Genomic DNA, 15,490 nt, shown 5'->3' on the forward strand with positions numbered 1-15,490 from the left:
GCCCCGCCCCCCCCGCACGCCGCCCCCGGCGCGGCGCTCCCCACGCGCCCGGCGGGGCCCGCGCGCCGCCCCCCCCGCGGCGGGGGCCGCCCGCCCCCCCCCCCCCCCCTCGGCGGGGCGTCGGTGGACTACTGGGCGGCGATCGCCGAGCGGCACCGGCTCGACCTCACCGTCGTCAACCCCCTGGTCGACCCCACGTGGCGGTTCATGACGCTCGACTGGGACGGCAAGATCCGGATGGACTGCTCCTCGCCGTCGGCGATGGCCTCGCTCATCGGGAAGCGGTCGGAGTACCAGGTGGCCACCGGCAACGACGCCGACGCCGACCGGCACGGCATCGTCACCCCGGACGCCGGGCTGATGAACCCCAACCACTTCCTCGCCGTCGCCATCTCCTACCTGTTCAGCCACCGCCCGCAGTGGGCCGACGACGTCGCCGTGGGCAAGACGCTGGTGTCCTCCTCGCTGATCGACCGGGTGGTCGAGGGCATGGGGCGGCGGCTGGTCGAGGTGCCGGTCGGCTTCAAGTGGTTCGTGCCCGGCCTGCTCGACGGCAGCGTGGGCTTCGGCGGCGAGGAGTCGGCCGGGGCGTCGTTCCTGCGCCGCGACGGCGGGGTGTGGACCACCGACAAGGACGGCCTGCTGCTGGCGCTGCTGGCGAGCGAGATCCAGGCGGTCACCGGGAGCTCGCCGTCGCAGCTGCACGCCGAGCTGGTGTCCCGCTACGGCGAGTCGGCCTACGCGCGGGTGGACGCCCCGGCCAGCCGCGAGCAGAAGGCGGCACTCGGGAAGCTGTCGCCCTCCGACGTCACCGCCACCGAGCTGGCGGGCGAGCCGATCACCGCCAAGCTCACCGAGGCGCCCGGGAACGGCGCGGCCGTCGGCGGCCTCAAGGTGGTCACCGAGAACGCCTGGTTCGCCGCCCGCCCCTCGGGCACCGAGGACGTCTACAAGGTCTACGCCGAGTCCTTCCGCGGCCCCGAGCACCTGGCCCGGGTGCAGGAGGAGGCGCGCGCCGTCGTCTCCGCCGCGCTGGGCGCATGACCCTCGACGCGGCCGGGCTGCTGCGGGAGCTGGTGCGCCGGCCCACGGTCTCCGGCGACGCCGCCGCCCAGCGCGACCTCCTCGGCCTGCTCACCGACGTGCTGCGCGAGCGGGCGCCGCACCTGCAGGTGACCGAGGGGCGCGACCGCGACCAGCCGTGGACGCTGCTGCGCACCCCCGCCGACCCCGGCCGGCCGGTGCTCCTGCTGGCCTGCCACGTCGACACCGTGCCGGTGCCCGACCCCGGCGCGTGGACCCGCGACCCCTTCGGCGCCGACCTCGACGACGGCCGGGTGTGGGGGCGCGGGGCCAGCGACATGGAGGCAGGGGTGGTCGCGGCCGCCCTGGCGCTGGCCGCCGCCGACCCGCAGACGCCCGCCGCGCTGCTGCTCACCAGCGACGAGGAGACCGGCTCGCGGGGCGCCGCCGCCGCGGCCGCCACGGTCGCCGAGCTGCCGGTGGGCGCCGTCGTCGTCCCCGAGGCCACCGGCAACCAGGTGGTGCTCGGCCACAAGGGCGCGCTGTGGCTCGCCGTGCGCACCGCCGGGCGGGCCGCGCACGGCAGCACGCCCGAGCGCGGGCACAACGCCGTCCTCGACCTCGCGACGCTGCTCGGCCGCGCCGCCGCCGGCCTGCCCTTCCGCACCGACCCGTTCCTCGGCACCGAGACGTGGAACCCCGGCGTCGTCAGCGGCGGCACCGTGCCCAACGTCGTCCCCGACCGGGCCGAGGTCGTCGTCGACATGCGCACCGTCGCCGACGGCGGGGACCTGCTGCGCTGGTGGCGGGAGCAGCCCGAGGCCGCCGACGTCGAGGTGCGCGTCGACCTGCCGCCGGTGGGCACGCCGGCCGACGACCCGTGGGTTGCCACGCTGCCCGCGCCGGTGCTGCCCACCCCGGCCACCTACTTCACCGACGCCTCGGTGCTCGGCCAGGTGGTGGGCGGCGCCCCGGTCGTGGTGTGGGGACCGGGCACCCCGGCGGTCATGCACGCCGCCGACGAGTACGTGGAGCTGGCCGAGCTCGAGCAGGCGGCGCAGGCCTACACCGCCGTGCTGGCCCGCTGGGGCGGCTGACCCCTGCGGGGGGCGACACGCCCCCGGACGGCAGCGCGGGACGGCGACGGCCCCAGACTGGGGGCATGACCGACCAGCCGTACGAGCAGGAGTGGGACGCCGTCCCGCCGGGGTCCGCGCCGCCCTCCGGCGCTCCCGGGCAGCCGTACGGCGCCGCCCAGCCGTACGGCGCCGTGCCCCCGTACGGCGCCGCTCCCCCGTACGGCGCGGCTCCCCCGTACGGGACGCCGCAGTACGGGGCGCCGTACGGGGCCCAGCCCTACGGGGCGGCTCCGTACGGTGCACCGACCGCTCACGGCCAGCCCGCCTACGGGCCCGCGCCCGGCTACGGCCCGCCGCCGGGGTACGGCTGGGGCGTCCCGCCGACGCCGGTCTGGCCGGCCGGTCCCGGGCGCCCCGGCGTGGCCACCACGGCCGGCGTGCTCGGCATCGTCACCGGTGCGCTGTCCGCGCTGGTCGCCCTGGTCTTCACGATCGCGGTGCTCAGCGGCGAGGAGGACGGGCCGAGCGTCGTGCTCATGCTCGGCCTGCCCGTCGGGGCCGCGCTGATCGCGGGCGGCATCCGGCTGCTCGGCCGGCGCTCCCCCACGTTCGTCTTCGCCGCGGCGCTCGCGGCGGTGGTCGTGCTCTTCCTGACGTTGGTGGTCGCGGCGACCACCCTCGACAGCAGCGGCGTCGTCGGGGTGTCGGTGTTCCTCGTCTTCGCGCTGCCGCTGCCGGTGCTCACCGCCGTCTTCGCCCGCCTGCCCGCGACCGTCGGCTGGGCCGCCGCCCGCACCTGACGCCGGCGGGCGGGCCGGCTCAGCGGAGCCTGGCCTTGTCGGCGTACATCGCGGTGTCGGCCTCGCGGACCACCGCCTCCTGCGCGTCCTCGGGGTCGGTGCCGCCGTCGACCGAACCGATGCCGATGCTCAGGCCCACCTCGACGGTCGTCGTCCCCAGCGTCAGCGTGCCCGGCAGCGCCTCCCGCAGCCGGTCGGCGAGGTGCTCGGCGGCGTCCCGCTCGGTGTTCTCGCAGACGACGGCGAACTCGTCGCCGCCCAGCCGGGCCGCGGTGTCGCTGGCCCGCAGCACCGACGTCAGCCTCGCCGCGACGGCGACCAGGACCGCGTCGCCGGTCGGGTGACCGAAGCGGTCGTTGACCGCCTTGAAGCCGTCGAGGTCGAGCACCAGCACGCAGGTGGGCGTGTGCTCGCGGTGCCCCCGCTCGAGCGCGTGCCGCAGCCGGTCGCGGAACAGCAGCCGGTTCGGCAGCCCGGTGAGCGGGTCGTGCGCCGACAGGTGCAGCAGCCGCGCCTCCAGCGCCTTCCGGTCGGTGACGTCCTCGACCACCATCACCAGGTGCTCGGGCGGGCCGTCGACCCACGACGTCGTCACCTGCACCGGGACCACGGTCCCGTCGGGGCGCAGGAGCCGGCACTCGTGCCGCGCCCGCCCGTGGCTCTGCTGCAGGGCGGTGCACGTCGAGACGGCGCCCGCGACGTCCTCGGGGTGCGTGACGTCGAACAGCGTCGTCCCGCGCAGCTCCTCCGGCGCCCGGCCGAGCAGCTCACCGAGGGCGTGGTTCGCCGCGAGGAGCCGGCCGTCGGGCGTGCAGAGCGCGACGCCCATGGGCGAGTTGGTGAACGCGCTGCCCAGGTCGGGGACGGGCACCGTGCCCACGCCTCCGCCGTCGTCCACCGACCACCTCCGATCCTCCCCCGTCGGTCCGCCTGACCTGCTCATTCCCTCCCGGTTCCACGTGGAACCCCTGATCGGGGCAGGATGACCCGGGAGAGTGGGCGAGAGGGAGGGCTGTCATGCCGTCGGACTTCGACCTGGTGCTGCCGACGGAGATCGACGTCCGCGAGGTCGGCATGCGCGACGGCCTCCAGCTGGAGGCGCCGGTCCCCCTCGAGGGCAAGCTGGCGATGCTCGACGCCCTCGTGGCCACCGGGGTGCGCCGCATCGAGGTGACGTCGTTCGTGTCCCCGAAGGCCGTGCCCGCGCTGGCCGACGCCGACCGCGTGGCCGCCGAGCTGTCGCGCTGGCCCGACGTGCACTGGTCGGCGCTCGTGGCCAACCCGCGCGGCGCGGTACGCGCGGTCGACGCCGGCATCGCCGAGCTGGAGCTGGTGGTGTCGGCCTCCGACGGGCACAGCCGCGCCAACGCCGGCCGCTCGACCGCCGAGGCCCTCGCCGGCGTCGGGGAGGTCGCCGACCTCGCGCACGGCGCCGGCGGGTCGCTGGAGGTCGTCGTCGCCACCGCCTGGGACTGCCCGTTCGACGGCCGCACGCCGATCGCGCGCACCGTCGACGTCTGCCGGGCCGCCGTCACCGCGGGCGCCGACGCGCTGTGCCTCGGCGACACGATCGGCACGACGACGCCGGCGCGCGTCGTGCGGCTGCTCGACGCCGTCCGCCGCGCCTGCCCCGGGACGCCCGTGGCCGTGCACTTCCACGACACCCGCGGCACCGGCCAGGCCAACGCGCTGGCCGCGGTGCAGGCCGGCGTCACCCAGCTCGACGCCTCCGTCGGCGGGCTCGGTGGCTGCCCGTTCGCGCCCGGCGCGAGCGGCAACATCGCCACCGAGGAGCTCGTCTACTGGCTCGAGGAGGCCGACGTGCGCACCGGCATCGACCTCGACGCGCTGCTGGCCGCGGCCCGGGTCACCGAGGAGGCGGTGGGCCACCCGCTGCCGAGCTCGCTGTACCGCGCCGGCGGCCGGTCGGTGCCCCGCACGGCTCTGGGCACGCCCGCGTGACCGGACCGGTGGAGGTCATCGACCCCCGGGTGATGCGCGACGTCCTCGGCCACTTCGCCTCCGGCGTCACCGTGGTCACCGCCCACACCGGCGAGGAGCCGATCGGGTTCACCTGTCAGTCGTTCAGCTCGCTGTCGCTCGACCCGCCGCTGGTGGCGCTGGCGCCGGCCCGCACGTCCACCACGTGGCCGCGGCTGCGCGACCTCGGCCGGTTCTGCGTCAACGTGCTCGCCGAGGACCAGTCGGGCCTGTCGGCGGCGTTCGCCCGCTCGGGCGCCGACAAGTTCGCCGGCGTGGGCTGGCGGCCGAGCCGGCAGGGCTCGCCCGTCCTCGACGGCGTCGTCGCCTGGATCGACTGCGCGCTGTGGGCGGAGTACGACGGCGGCGACCACACGATCGTCGCCGCCCGCGTGCTCGACCTCGGCGCCGACCCCGGCCGCCGGCCGCTGCTGTTCCACCGCGGCAGCTACGGCCGCGCGGAGACCCCGGCCGGCTAGGACCGGCCGAAGCGGACGGCGATGAGCGCGACGTCGTCGCGGCCGTCGAGGGTGCCGCTCACCGCGGCGTCGCACAGGTCCCGCGGCGCGGCGTCGGCCGGGGTGCCGGCCAGCCGCCCGACCAGGTCCCCGATGCCCTCGTCGAGGTCGCGGCCCGGGGTCTCCACCAGCCCGTCGGTGTAGCCGAGCAGCGTGGCGCCGGCGGGCAGCTCGACGGTGTGCACGACGCGGTGGGCCTCGACGTCGACGCCGACGAGCATCCCGGTGGCCCCGTCGACCGGGCGCACGTCGCCGTCCGGCGAGCGCAGCAGCAGCGGCGGGTGGCCGGCGCTCGCGACCTGCGCCGTCCACGTGCCACCCGGCTCCGCCGGCGGCAGGGCGCGGACGTAGGCCAGCGTGGCCATCGGGGTGACCTGCAGGCCCTGCACGAGCCGGTCGATGCGGGTGAGCACCGCCGCCGGGTGCGGGTCGGGCGCCTCCCAGGCGCAGGCCCGGATGAGCCCGCGGAGGTGGCCCATGACGGCCGCCGCGGCGACGTCGTGACCGACGACGTCGCCCACCACCAGCGCCACCGACCCGTCGGGCAGCTGCAGGAGGTCGTAGAAGTCGCCGCCGACGTCGGCCGCGGTCGAGGCGCTGACGTAGTGCGCCGCGACCTCGATGCCCGGGATGTCGGGCAGCTCGGGCAGCAGCGAGCGCTGCAGGGTGTCGGCCACGGCGTGCTCCTGCTGGTAGAGCCGCACGTTGTCCATGGCCATCGCCGCCCGCCGGGCGAGGTCCTCGACCAGGCTGACGTCGTCGGGCGTGAACGGCTGCTCGGGCGAGGAGCGCACCAGCGCGATCGAGCCGCGCGTGCGGCGCCGGGCCACCAGGGGCACCGCCAGCGCCGACGCCGCGCCCAGCCGGCCGGCGACCTCCTGCGCGACGGGCCCGGCGACCGTGCCGTCGAGGCGTTCGGGCAGCTGCTCGACGAGGACCGTCCGGCCGCCGCTGATGCTGCGCTGGCTCGGCGAGTCCGGCGGCAGCCGCAGCGCGTGCCCGGCGTCGTAGCGGCGCAGCTCGGTGCGGTCCCGCTCGCGGTCGCGGGACACCAGCTCGCGCACCTCGCCGCTCTCGTCGACGAGCGTGACGACGACCCAGTCGGCCAGCTGGGGCACGCAGAGCACCGCGAGCCGGTCCAGCAGGTCGCCGACGTCGAGGGTGGCGACCAGCGAGCTGGTGGCCTCGGCCATGAGCGCCAGGCGGGCCTGCGCCCCCTCGGCCTCCCGCTGGGCCCGCTCGGCGTCGGTCTTCGCCTGCTCGGCGATCGACCGGGCGAGCTCGGCCTCCTCGCGCGCGGTGCGCTCCGCGGCGAAGGCAGCCTCGCGCTCGGCCTCCACCCGCACGCGCTCGGTGACGTCGGTCTGGACGCCGACGAAGCTGACGAGCTCGCCCTCGCCGTCGAAGACCGGGCTGATCGCCAGCTGGTTCCAGAAGGCGGTGCCGTCGCGGCGGTGGTTGAGCAGCGTCACGGTGATCGCCTGCTGGTCCCGCAGCGCCTCGCGCAGCTCGGCGAGCGCGGCGGGGTCGGTGTTGGGGCCCTGCAGGAACCGGCAGTTGCGGCCGACGGACTCCTCGTACGAATAGCCGGTGATCCGGGTGAAGGACGGGTTGACCCAGACCAGCGGGTCGTCCTCCTGCCGGGGGTCGGTGATGGTGAAGGCGATGTCGGTGGCGACGACGGCGCGCTCGCGCAGCGCCTGCAGCTCTGCGTCGGCGTCGGCGGTGCCGCTCACGCCCTCCACCTCGAGCAGCACGACCAGCGCCAGCGACTGGCTGCTGCCCGGCTGCGACAGAGGAAAGCCGGTGACCCAGAGCAGCCGGTCGCCGTCGCCGTCGTCGTCCTCCGCGCGGCCGGCGTCGGTGCTGCGGCCCGGGGAGAGCCGCACGGCCTCGCCGGTGACCGGCTGGCCCTGCGCGACCAGGGACAGCGGGCCGCTGGTGCGCGCCAGCGGCGCGCCCGCGAGGTCGGTCAGGCCGGCGGCCGCACCCCACGCGTCGACCTCGACCGGCAGCCGCACGTTGCCGGCCATCTCCACCGCGGCGGTGTTGGCGTAGGTGACGGCGCCGGACTTCTGGTCGATGAGCAGGACGGCGACCGGGACGTCGGCGAGGACGGCGGGCAGCGCCTGGGAGGCCGCCGCGCCGCCGTGCTCGGTGACGACGGCCTCGGCGGCGGTGACGATCCCGGCCTGCCGCCCGCCGGCTGCCTCGCCGTCGACGGCGGTCCGGGACACCGCCGCGCGGGCCTCGGGAGGGACTCCGGCGTCAGCGGGTGTCGGCCGCTGCTGCGGCTGGGTCCCTTCCGGTCGCACGCAACGAATCTAACCGTTGGTGCTGGTCCGGTGCCCGCGGTCCCCGGCTTGCCTCCCCTGGACGGAGGGGAGGTGTGCCCGGCGCCCGTGCGGGCACCCTCCTGGCCAGCCACCCCGGAGGGAGACGTCATGGGACTGCTCGACCGGCTCCTCGGCCGACGCCGCGCACCGGAGCCCGCACCGTACGACGGCTACGCGTCACTGCCCCCGCCGCAGGCGCCGCCCGCGCGACCGGCAGCCGGGCAGCGCGCCCCGCTCACCGACCAGCAGGCCGTCGAGCGCTACCGCTACCTGCTGCGGACGGCGCCCCCGGACCAGATCGAGCAGGCGCACGCCGAGGCGTTCGGCCGGCTGACCCCGCAGCAGCGGCAGGAGGTGCTCACCCAGCTCGCGGCCGCCGTGCCGGCGTCGGAGCGGCCGCGGTCCGACGACGCGCAGACCCTCGCCCGGGTGGCCACCCGCGCCGAGCTGCGCCAGCCGGGGACCCTCGAGCGGACCTTCGGCGGCTTCGGCGCGGGCCCCGGCGCCGGCTACGGGCCGGGCTACGGCCCCGGGTACGGCCCGGCCTACGGCGGCGGGTACGGCGGCGGCTACGGGCCCGGCTACGGCTCGCGGATGGGCGGCTTCGGCGGCTTCGGCGGCTCGCTGGGCGGCAGCCTGCTCGGCACGATCGGCGGCCTGGTGGTGGGCACCGCGGTGGCCGACGCGCTGTTCGACACCGGGCTCGGCGACGGCGGCCTGTTCGGCGGCGGCGACGAGGAGGCCTACGCGGAGGGCTACCAGGACGGCGCCGAGGGCGGGGACGGCGGCGGGGACTCCGGCGGGGACTCCGGTGGCGGCGACTACGCCGCGGCCGGGGACGGCTACGGCGGCGACCCGGGCGCGGACTTCGCCGGTGGCGCCGACAACGGCTACGACGGCGGGGGTTACGACGGCGGCTTCGACGGCGGCGGCGGCGACTTCGGGGGCGGCGACTTCGGTGGGGACTTCGGCGGCGGGGACTTCTGACCGCTCAGCCGCCGGACCCGGGCGTCCCCCCGGCCGCCGGGGTCCGGCGGCGCAGCCACAGCAGGCCCAGCACCGGCAGCACCAGCGGCACGAAGCCGTAGCCGCGGCCGAACGCCGACCAGACCGTCTCGTCGGGGAAGGCGGCTGGGTCGGCCAGGGACAGCGTGCCCACCACGAGCACCCCGGCCAGCTCGACGACGATGGCTCCCAGCGCCGTCCGGCGTCCGGTGCGCCCGCCCCGGGCCAACCCGACGGTGGCCACCACGTAGACGGCCGCGGCCAGCGCCGACAGCAGGTAGGCGACCGGCGCCTCGGAGAAGCGGGTGGCCAGCTGGACGGCGGCGCGGGCGCCCGCGGCCAGGGCGAACACCGCGTAGACGGCGACCAGCACCCGGCCCGGACCCGCCGCCGTCCCGCCCGGCGCGGCGCCGGCCGGCTCGCGCTCAGACACCGGGCGCCTCCCAGAGCTGCACCAGCCGCCAGACCATCACCGCGGTGACCAGGCTGGCCACCGCGAGCACCGTGCCCGCCCAGCGGCTGGGCTCGGTGCGCGACCACAGCACGCCCGCCACCGGCAGCAGCACGACGCCGCCGAGGTAGCCGAGGAACGTCGCCGTCTCCGGCGGCCGCTCCCCGCCGGCCAGGGCCACCCCGGCGACGACGGCCTGCACCACGAGCAGCACCTCGAGCACCGCGGCGCCGGCGAGGTGGACCAGGCCGATCCGCCGCCGGGCGAGCGTGGAGGCCAGGCCGGCGAGCGCCACGGCCACCGCGACGGCGGTGGCCGACCAGACGAGGACGTCGTTCATCGCGCCCATGATCGCGCGCCCGGCGGGCGAGCCGGTTGCGGACCCGGGGTAAGGAGGAGGCATGACCGTCCGGGACCTCGTGGTCGACCTCTGCGCCGAGCACCTGGACGCCGTGACCGCGGAGCCGGTGCCCCTGCAGGCGCTGGTCGGCCTGCTCGCCGCGTGCGGCGTCGCCGAGCCCAGCGCGCGCCTGGCCGCCGCGGCGCTGCGCCGCGCCGGGTGGCTGAGCGGGTCGCGGCGCGGGCGGGAGACCCTGCTGGCCCCGGCCGCGCCGCTGCGGGCGTCCGTCGTCGCCCGTGCCGAGCGGATCGAGCGGCGGCTGGGCCCGTGGGACGGCCAGTGGCGGATGGTCGTCTACGGCGTCCCGGAGGCCGACCGCGCCGCCCGCGAGCGGGTGCGCCGCGGGCTGGTCCGCGCCGGGTTCGGCCCGCTCGCGCCGGCCACCTGGGTGTCGCCGCACCGCGACGCGCTCGACGAGGTGCACGCGGAGCTCGCCGGGGAGCCGACGTCGCGGCTGGACCTGCTCACCGCGCACGTCACCGACCCGCGGCTGTCCGACGGCGAGCTCGCGGCCCGCTGCTGGGACCTCCCCCGGCTCGCCGCCGGCTGGTCGCGGGTGCTCGAGCGGCTGCGCGGGGCCGCCGCGGACGCGCCGGAGGGGGTCGCCGCTCTGGCGGCGCACCTGCGGCTGCGCGCGGAGATGCGCGCCGTGCTGGCCGGCGACCCGCTGCTGCCCGCGGCGCTGCAGCCGGAGGGGTGGCCGGGCCGCGACGTCCGCGACGCCTGGGCCGACACCGGCGCCCGGCTGGCCGCGGCCGCCCGCGCGCACGTCGCCGACGTCCTCGGCGTCGTCCTCCCGCGGGCCGCCGTCGCCTAGGAGGGCCTTTGTAGCGCTATTGGCCGCCCGAGGGGGGCGGGTGCCCCCGCACCGCCGCCCCCGAGGGCCTGTGTCCCTCTGTCAGTCCGCCGTCAGCGGTGGACGGTGGACATGTCCGGGTAGCGGTCGCCGGCGGCGGCACCGACGGGAGCGGCCTCGTCGAGCCGGTGCAGGTCGTCGTCGGTGAGCGCGACTTCCGCGGCCGCCGCGTTCTCCTCCAGGTAGCGCACCCGCTTGGTCCCCGGGATCGGGACGACGGCGGGGTTGCCCGCGCGGCCGCTCTGCGCGATCACCCAGGCCAGCGCCAGCTGCGAGGCCGTCACGCCCTTCTCGTCGCCGATCTCGCGCACCCGGTCGACCAGCCGCAGGTTCTGCTCGAACGCCTCGCCCTGGAACCGCGGGTTGGACCGGCGGAAGTCGTCGGGCGCGAGGTCGTCCACGCTGCGGATCTGCCCGGACAGGAAGCCGCGGCCGATCGGCGAGTAGGCCACGAAGCCGATGCCGAGCTCCGCGCAGGTGGCGAGGACGCCGTCCTCCTCGGGGTCGCGGCTCCACAGCGAGTACTCGGTCTGCACGGCGGCCACCGGCTGCACGGCGTGCGCGCGGCGGATGGTCTCGGGCGCGGCCTCCGAGATGCCGGCGGCGCGCACCTTCCCCGCCTCGACCAGCTCGCGGATGGCGCCCCAGGTGTCCTCCACGGGCACCGTGGTGTCGACGCGGTGCTGGTAGTAGAGGTCGATGACGTCGACGCCGAGCCGCTGCAGGGAGGCGTCGCAGGCCTGCCGCACGTACTCCGGCCGGCCGTTGATGCCGCGGAAGGAGCCGTCCTCGCCGCGCTCGTTGCCGAACTTGGTGGCCAGCACGACCTCGTCGCGGCGACCGGCGATCGCCGCGCCGACCAGGCGCTCGTTGGTGAAGGGGCCGTACATGTCGGCCGTGTCGAGGAAGGTGACGCCGAGGTCGAGGGCGCGCCGGATGGTCGCCTCGGCCTCGGCCTGGTCACCGGTGCCGTAGAACTCACTCATCCCCATGCAGCCCAGCCCCATGGCCGGGACGGACAGGGACCCCAGGGTGCGTGTCTGCATGGCACCGAGCCTGCCCCTGCGGAGCGCGGCGCGAACCCCCTGAGGGTGGGGCTGCCGACCCCCCGCTCCGCTGTTCCGGAACCCGTGTGACAGGTTAGGGCCGCCTAACTCAGGGCAGCCTTGCCTCACCACCTGGAGAACCATGCGCACCGCGTCCCGGCCGCTGGCGGCCACCTCCCTGTCCCTCGCCGCTGCGCTGGCGCTCACCGCCTGCGGTGCCGACGAGCCCGCCGCCGAGGCCGCCACCGGCGCCGGCACGGTCACCTGGACCTGGGACCGCAACGTCGCCGCCGAGGACGCCGAGCCGGAGTTCGAGGAGACGTCGGTCGAGGTGCCGGTCGACCCGCAGCGCATCGTCGTCTTCGACATGGCCGCCCTCGACACCATCGGCGCCCTCGGCGGGGAGATCGCCGGCGCACCGCTGGACTCGGTGCCCGACTACCTGCGGGACCACCTGGCCGACGACGCCTTCGACGCGGGGACGCTGTTCGAGGCCGACCTGGTCGAGATCGAGTCGCAGCAGCCCGACCTCATCGTCATCGGCGGCCGCTCCTCGGCGCTGTACGAGGACCTCAGCGAGATCGCGCCGACCGTCGACCTGAGCATGCGCGGCACCTACACCGAGACGCTCGACCGCAACGCCACCTTCCTCGGCGAGGTGCTCGGCGCGGAGGACGAGGCGGCCGCCGCCGTCGCCGACCTCGAGGCGGGCATCGAGGAGGCGCGGGCCGCCACCGCCGACGCGGGCACCGGCCTGGGCCTCATGGTCTCCGGCGGCGAGCTGTCCGCCATGGCCCCGGCCGGCGAGGGCTCCGACGCCCGCGGCGCGCGCGGCGGGCTGATCTACGACGCGTTCGGCGTGCAGCCCGTCGTCGACGACCTCCAGGCCGCCACCCACGGCGAGCCGGTCTCCTTCGAGTTCCTGCTCGAGACCGACCCCGACCACCTGTGGGTCGTCGACCGCGACGCCGCCACCGGCGAGGAGGGCGCGCAGGCCGCCGCGGCGGTGCTCGACAACGACGTCGTCGCCCGCACGACCGCGGCCCGGCAGGACCAGGTCCACTACCTGGACCCGGTCGCCTGGTACGTCGTCTTCGGTGGCATCGACACCACCCGGATCATGATCGACGACGTCCTGCAGATCGCGGAGTGACCGTCCCGGTCCCCCGCTGCCCGTGACGGTGCTCTCCGCTCCCCCGGCGAGCACCCCCGCCCCGGCGCGCCCCCGGCGCACCGGGCTGGGGGTGCTCGCCGGCGTGCTGCTCCTGCTCCTCGCGGGGGCGAGCCTGTTCGTCGGCGTCTCCGACGTCTCCCCCGTCTCGGTGTTCAGCGACGGCCCGGCCGCGTTCCTGCTGGTCGCCAGCCGCGTCCCGCGGACGGTGGCACTGGTGCTGGCCGGCGCCTCGCTCGGCATCGCCGGGCTGATCATGCAGATGCTCGTGCGCAACCGCTTCGTCGAGCCCAGCACCACCGGGGTCACCGAGTTCGCCACCCTCGGCATGCTGGGCACGATCGTGCTGGCGCCCGGGATGCCCGTCGTCGGCAAGACCGCCGTCGCCGCGCTGTCCGGACTGCTCGGCACGTGGGTGTTCCTGCGGGTGGTGCGGGCGGTGCCGGTCCGCTCCCTCGTCCTCGTGCCGCTGGTCGGGATCATGCTCGGCGGCGTCGTCGGCGCGGTGACGACGTTCGGCGCCTACCGGCTGGACCTGCTGCAGTCGCTCGCGCAGTGGTCGCAGGGCAGCTTCGCCGGCGTGGTGCAGGGCCGCTACGAGTTCGTGTGGCTGGCCGGCGTCATGGTCGTCGTCGCGTGGCTGGCGGCCGACCGGTTCAGCGTCATCGGCCTCGGTGAGGAGTTCGCCACCAACCTCGGGCTGCACCACCGCCGGTGGGTGGCCGTCGGGATGGTCGTCGTCGCCGTCATCACCGCCTCGGTGCTGGTGACGGCGGGGCTCATCCCGTTCCTCGGGCTGGTCGTGCCCAACGTCGTGAGCCTGGTGGTCGGCGACAACGTGCGCCGGTCGATCCCGTGGGTGGCGGTGCTCGGGGCGGTGTTCGTGGTGGCCTGCGACGTGCTGGCGCGGGTCCTGCGCTTCCCCTACGAGATCCCGCTGTCGGTCGTCGTCGGGATCATCGGCGCCGCGCTGTTCCTCTGGCTGCTGCTGCGGAGGCGGAGCCGTGCTCACTGATCCCGCGCTCTCCGGACCCGCCCCGGCCGCCGTCCGCCCGCGGCCCCGCCTGCGCGGTTCCGTCCGCCGCGCCGGGCCGGGCGCCCGGCTGGCCGCGCTCGGCGGCCTCGTGCTGGCGCTGGCCGCCGCCTACCTGTTCACCGACGTGCCCGGGTCGCTGGCGTACGCGCTGGAGAAGCGCAGCCTCACTGTGGCCGCGATGGTCGTCGTCGCGGCGGCGGTCGGGGTGTCCACGGTCGTCTTCCACACGATCACGCAGAACCGCGTGCTGACGCCGTCGATCATGGGGTTCGACGCGTTCTACGTGCTCGTCTCGACCGCCGTCGTCTTCACCGCCGGCTCCGCCGCGTTCCTGGCCGCCGACCCGCTGGTCCTGTGGGCGGTGCAGGTGGCCGTGATGGTCGGCTTCAGCGTCGTGCTGTTCACCTGGCTGTTCGGCGGGAAGCGGCGCTCGATCCACCTCATGCTGCTGGTCGGCATCGTGCTCGGGACGTTCTTCCGCTCGTTCAGCGAGTGGATGCAGCGGATGCTCGACCCGCTGGACTTCCAGGTGCTCTCCGACGCGTTCTTCGCCTCGCTGACCCGGCCCGACGAGACCCTGCTGGCGCTCACCGCGGCGCTGGTCGCGCTGGGCTGCGCCGTCGTCGTGCCGCTGCTGCGCACCCTCGACGTGCTGACCCTCGGCGAGCCGGCCGCCGTCGGGCTGGGCGTCGACCACCGGCGGGTGGTGCTGACGCTGTTCGCCGTCGTCTCGGTGATGGTCGCGGCGTCGACGGCGCTGGTGGGGCCGATCCTGTTCCTCGGCCTGATCGTCGCCAACCTCGCCTACGCGTGGGCCGGGTCCTTCCGGCACGCGTGGACGGTGCCGACGGCGGTGCTGCTCGGCGTGGTGTGCCTGCTCGGCGGCCAGCTCGTGCTGGAACGGGCGCTCGGCTACGGCGGCACCCTGTCCACCGTCGTCGACTTCGCCGGCGGGCTGTTCTTCCTGTACCTCGTCCTGCGGAAGGGGGCGCGGTGATCGCGCTCGAGGGAGTCTCCAAGCGCTACGGCGGCCAGACGGTGGTCGACGACGTCTCCATCGCCTTCGGCGGCGAGGGGGTGACGGCGCTGATCGGCCCGAACGGTGCCGGCAAGTCGACGCTGTTCTCCCTCGTCGGCCGCCTCCTGCGGCCCGACACCGGCCGCGTGACGGTCGACGGCCTGGACGTGGCGACGACGCCGTCGGCGGAGCTCGCGCGGCGCCTGGCCGTGCTGCGCCAGGACAACCACGTGGCCGCCCGGCTCACCGTGCAGGACCTCGTGGAGTTCGGCCGCTTCCCGCACTCCCGCGGCCGGCTCACCGTCGACGACCGCGACGCCGTCGAGCGCGCCCTCGTCCACCTCGGGCTGGAGGGGTACCGGCGGCGGTTCCTCGACGAGCTGTCGGGCGGTCAGCGGCAGCGGGCGTTCATCGCGATGGTGCTGGCGCAGGACACCCGGTACGTGCTGCTCGACGAGCCGCTGAACAACCTCGACCTGCGGCACATGACCGAGATCATGCGGCTGGTGCGCGAGATGGCCGACGGGCTCGGCAAGCGGGTGGTCACCGTGCTGCACGACGTCAACTTCGCGGCCACCTGGGCCGACCGGATCGTGGCGATGCGCGACGGCCGCGTGGTGGCCGACGCCCCCGCCCGCGAGGTCATGCGCCCCGAGGTGCTGGCCGCCGTCTACGACACGACGGTCGACGTCCGCGAGATCGACGGCCGCCCGGTGGCCCTCTACTACTCCTGACGACGCGCGGCGGTGTGGTCGGCTGGACGTGGGCGAT

16 protein-coding genes are annotated in these 15,490 nt (G+C 76.3%); 11 read left to right on the plus strand and 5 right to left on the minus strand.

Features of this window, described 5'->3' with window-relative positions; translation table 11 throughout:
* Positions 1 to 123: 123 nt before the first annotated feature.
* The 3 genes from ACI78R_RS13850 (at position 124) to ACI78R_RS13860 (ending at position 2,902) form a co-directional block, all read left to right on the plus strand.
* Positions 124 to 1,044 (plus strand): hypothetical protein, encoded by a 921-nt coding sequence (locus tag ACI78R_RS13850; protein ID WP_457041136.1) that lies wholly within the window; start codon positions 124 to 126, stop codon positions 1,042 to 1,044.
* Positions 1,041 to 2,120: a M20 family metallopeptidase gene (locus tag ACI78R_RS13855; RefSeq protein ID WP_457041137.1), complete on the plus strand. Its 1,080-nt coding sequence runs from the start codon at positions 1,041 to 1,043 to the stop codon at positions 2,118 to 2,120. The genes ACI78R_RS13850 and ACI78R_RS13855 overlap by 4 nt, the downstream gene beginning before the upstream one ends.
* Before the next feature lie 65 nt (positions 2,121 to 2,185).
* Positions 2,186 to 2,902: a hypothetical protein gene (locus ACI78R_RS13860; protein ID WP_457041138.1), complete on the plus strand. Its 717-nt coding sequence runs from the start codon at positions 2,186 to 2,188 to the stop codon at positions 2,900 to 2,902.
* Positions 2,903 to 2,921: 19 nt separating this feature from the next.
* Here the strand turns inward: ACI78R_RS13860 and ACI78R_RS13865 are convergent, their stop codons facing one another.
* Positions 2,922 to 3,800: a diguanylate cyclase domain-containing protein gene (locus ACI78R_RS13865; protein WP_457041139.1), complete on the minus strand. Its 879-nt coding sequence runs from the start codon at positions 3,798 to 3,800 to the stop codon at positions 2,922 to 2,924.
* Between the two features lie 119 nt (positions 3,801 to 3,919).
* On the opposite strand from ACI78R_RS13865, the gene ACI78R_RS13870 reads away from it, so the two are divergent.
* Together ACI78R_RS13870 and ACI78R_RS13875 are read left to right on the plus strand one after the other, a co-directional pair.
* Positions 3,920 to 4,864, plus strand: a complete 945-nt coding sequence (locus ACI78R_RS13870; protein ID WP_457041140.1) for a hydroxymethylglutaryl-CoA lyase — start codon at positions 3,920 to 3,922, stop codon at positions 4,862 to 4,864.
* Entirely contained in the window at positions 4,861 to 5,361 is a 501-nt protein-coding gene (locus ACI78R_RS13875; protein WP_245794899.1) for a flavin reductase family protein, read from the plus strand. Before ACI78R_RS13870 ends, ACI78R_RS13875 begins: the two co-directional genes overlap by 4 nt.
* Here ACI78R_RS13875 and ACI78R_RS13880 read toward each other — a convergent pair.
* On the minus strand, positions 5,358 to 7,637 hold the full coding sequence (locus ACI78R_RS13880; protein ID WP_457041141.1) for a SpoIIE family protein phosphatase: 2,280 nt from the start codon (positions 7,635 to 7,637) through the stop codon (positions 5,358 to 5,360). The two genes, ACI78R_RS13875 and ACI78R_RS13880, sit on opposite strands and share 4 nt — an antisense overlap.
* A 207-nt stretch (positions 7,638 to 7,844) precedes the next feature.
* Between ACI78R_RS13880 and ACI78R_RS13885 the strand changes: the two genes are divergently transcribed.
* Positions 7,845 to 8,723, plus strand: a complete 879-nt coding sequence (locus tag ACI78R_RS13885; RefSeq protein WP_457041142.1) for a hypothetical protein — start codon at positions 7,845 to 7,847, stop codon at positions 8,721 to 8,723.
* Positions 8,724 to 8,727: 4 nt separating this feature from the next.
* Here ACI78R_RS13885 and ACI78R_RS13890 read toward each other — a convergent pair whose 3' ends face one another.
* Positions 8,728 to 9,174 carry a hypothetical protein gene (locus ACI78R_RS13890; RefSeq protein WP_457041143.1) on the minus strand — a complete coding sequence of 149 codons (447 nt, stop codon included), beginning with the start codon at positions 9,172 to 9,174 and terminating at the stop codon, positions 8,728 to 8,730.
* Complete coding sequence (locus ACI78R_RS13895; RefSeq protein WP_073422764.1) at positions 9,167 to 9,532, minus strand: hypothetical protein; 366 nt, start codon at positions 9,530 to 9,532, stop codon at positions 9,167 to 9,169. Before ACI78R_RS13895 ends, ACI78R_RS13890 begins: the two co-directional genes overlap by 8 nt.
* A 61-nt stretch (positions 9,533 to 9,593) precedes the next feature.
* On the opposite strand from ACI78R_RS13895, the gene ACI78R_RS13900 reads away from it, so the two are divergent.
* On the plus strand, positions 9,594 to 10,409 hold the full coding sequence (locus ACI78R_RS13900; protein WP_073422744.1) for a PaaX family transcriptional regulator C-terminal domain-containing protein: 816 nt from the start codon (positions 9,594 to 9,596) through the stop codon (positions 10,407 to 10,409).
* Between the two features lie 92 nt (positions 10,410 to 10,501).
* Here the strand turns inward: ACI78R_RS13900 and ACI78R_RS13905 are convergent, their stop codons facing one another.
* Positions 10,502 to 11,494 (minus strand): aldo/keto reductase, encoded by a 993-nt coding sequence (locus ACI78R_RS13905; protein WP_457041144.1) that lies wholly within the window; start codon positions 11,492 to 11,494, stop codon positions 10,502 to 10,504.
* Between the two features lie 142 nt (positions 11,495 to 11,636).
* Here ACI78R_RS13905 and ACI78R_RS13910 point away from each other — a divergent pair, with 142 nt between their 5' ends.
* The 4 genes from ACI78R_RS13910 to ACI78R_RS13925 are packed head-to-tail and all read left to right on the plus strand — an operon-like array spanning position 11,637 to position 15,453.
* Positions 11,637 to 12,647 carry a siderophore ABC transporter substrate-binding protein gene (locus ACI78R_RS13910; protein WP_457041145.1) on the plus strand — a complete coding sequence of 337 codons (1,011 nt, stop codon included), beginning with the start codon at positions 11,637 to 11,639 and terminating at the stop codon, positions 12,645 to 12,647.
* A gap of 22 nt (positions 12,648 to 12,669) precedes the next feature.
* Positions 12,670 to 13,680 (plus strand): ABC transporter permease, encoded by a 1,011-nt coding sequence (locus ACI78R_RS13915; RefSeq protein ID WP_457041146.1) that lies wholly within the window; start codon positions 12,670 to 12,672, stop codon positions 13,678 to 13,680.
* A complete protein-coding gene (locus tag ACI78R_RS13920) occupies positions 13,670 to 14,698 on the plus strand; it encodes an iron chelate uptake ABC transporter family permease subunit (protein WP_457041147.1) in 1,029 nt (342 codons plus the stop codon). The genes ACI78R_RS13915 and ACI78R_RS13920 overlap by 11 nt, the downstream gene beginning before the upstream one ends.
* Positions 14,695 to 15,453 carry an iron ABC transporter ATP-binding protein gene (locus ACI78R_RS13925; protein WP_457041148.1) on the plus strand — a complete coding sequence of 253 codons (759 nt, stop codon included), beginning with the start codon at positions 14,695 to 14,697 and terminating at the stop codon, positions 15,451 to 15,453. Before ACI78R_RS13920 ends, ACI78R_RS13925 begins: the two co-directional genes overlap by 4 nt.
* Positions 15,454 to 15,490 lie beyond the last annotated feature (37 nt).

This window comes from Geodermatophilus sp. SYSU D01106 (assembly GCF_054049995.1).

Coding starts and splice junctions, on each gene's coding strand:
- ACI78R_RS13855 (WP_457041137.1), top strand. CDS start 1,041: ATGACCCTCGACGCGGCCGGGCTGCTGCGGGAGCTGGTGCGCCGGCCC.
- ACI78R_RS13860 (WP_457041138.1), top strand. CDS start 2,186: ATGACCGACCAGCCGTACGAGCAGGAGTGGGACGCCGTCCCGCCGGGG.
- ACI78R_RS13870 (WP_457041140.1), top strand. CDS start 3,920: ATGCCGTCGGACTTCGACCTGGTGCTGCCGACGGAGATCGACGTCCGC.
- ACI78R_RS13885 (WP_457041142.1), top strand. CDS start 7,845: ATGGGACTGCTCGACCGGCTCCTCGGCCGACGCCGCGCACCGGAGCCC.
- ACI78R_RS13895 (WP_073422764.1), bottom strand. CDS start 9,532: ATGAACGACGTCCTCGTCTGGTCGGCCACCGCCGTCGCGGTGGCCGTG.
- ACI78R_RS13900 (WP_073422744.1), top strand. CDS start 9,594: ATGACCGTCCGGGACCTCGTGGTCGACCTCTGCGCCGAGCACCTGGAC.
- ACI78R_RS13905 (WP_457041144.1), bottom strand. CDS start 11,494: ATGCAGACACGCACCCTGGGGTCCCTGTCCGTCCCGGCCATGGGGCTG.
- ACI78R_RS13910 (WP_457041145.1), top strand. CDS start 11,637: ATGCGCACCGCGTCCCGGCCGCTGGCGGCCACCTCCCTGTCCCTCGCC.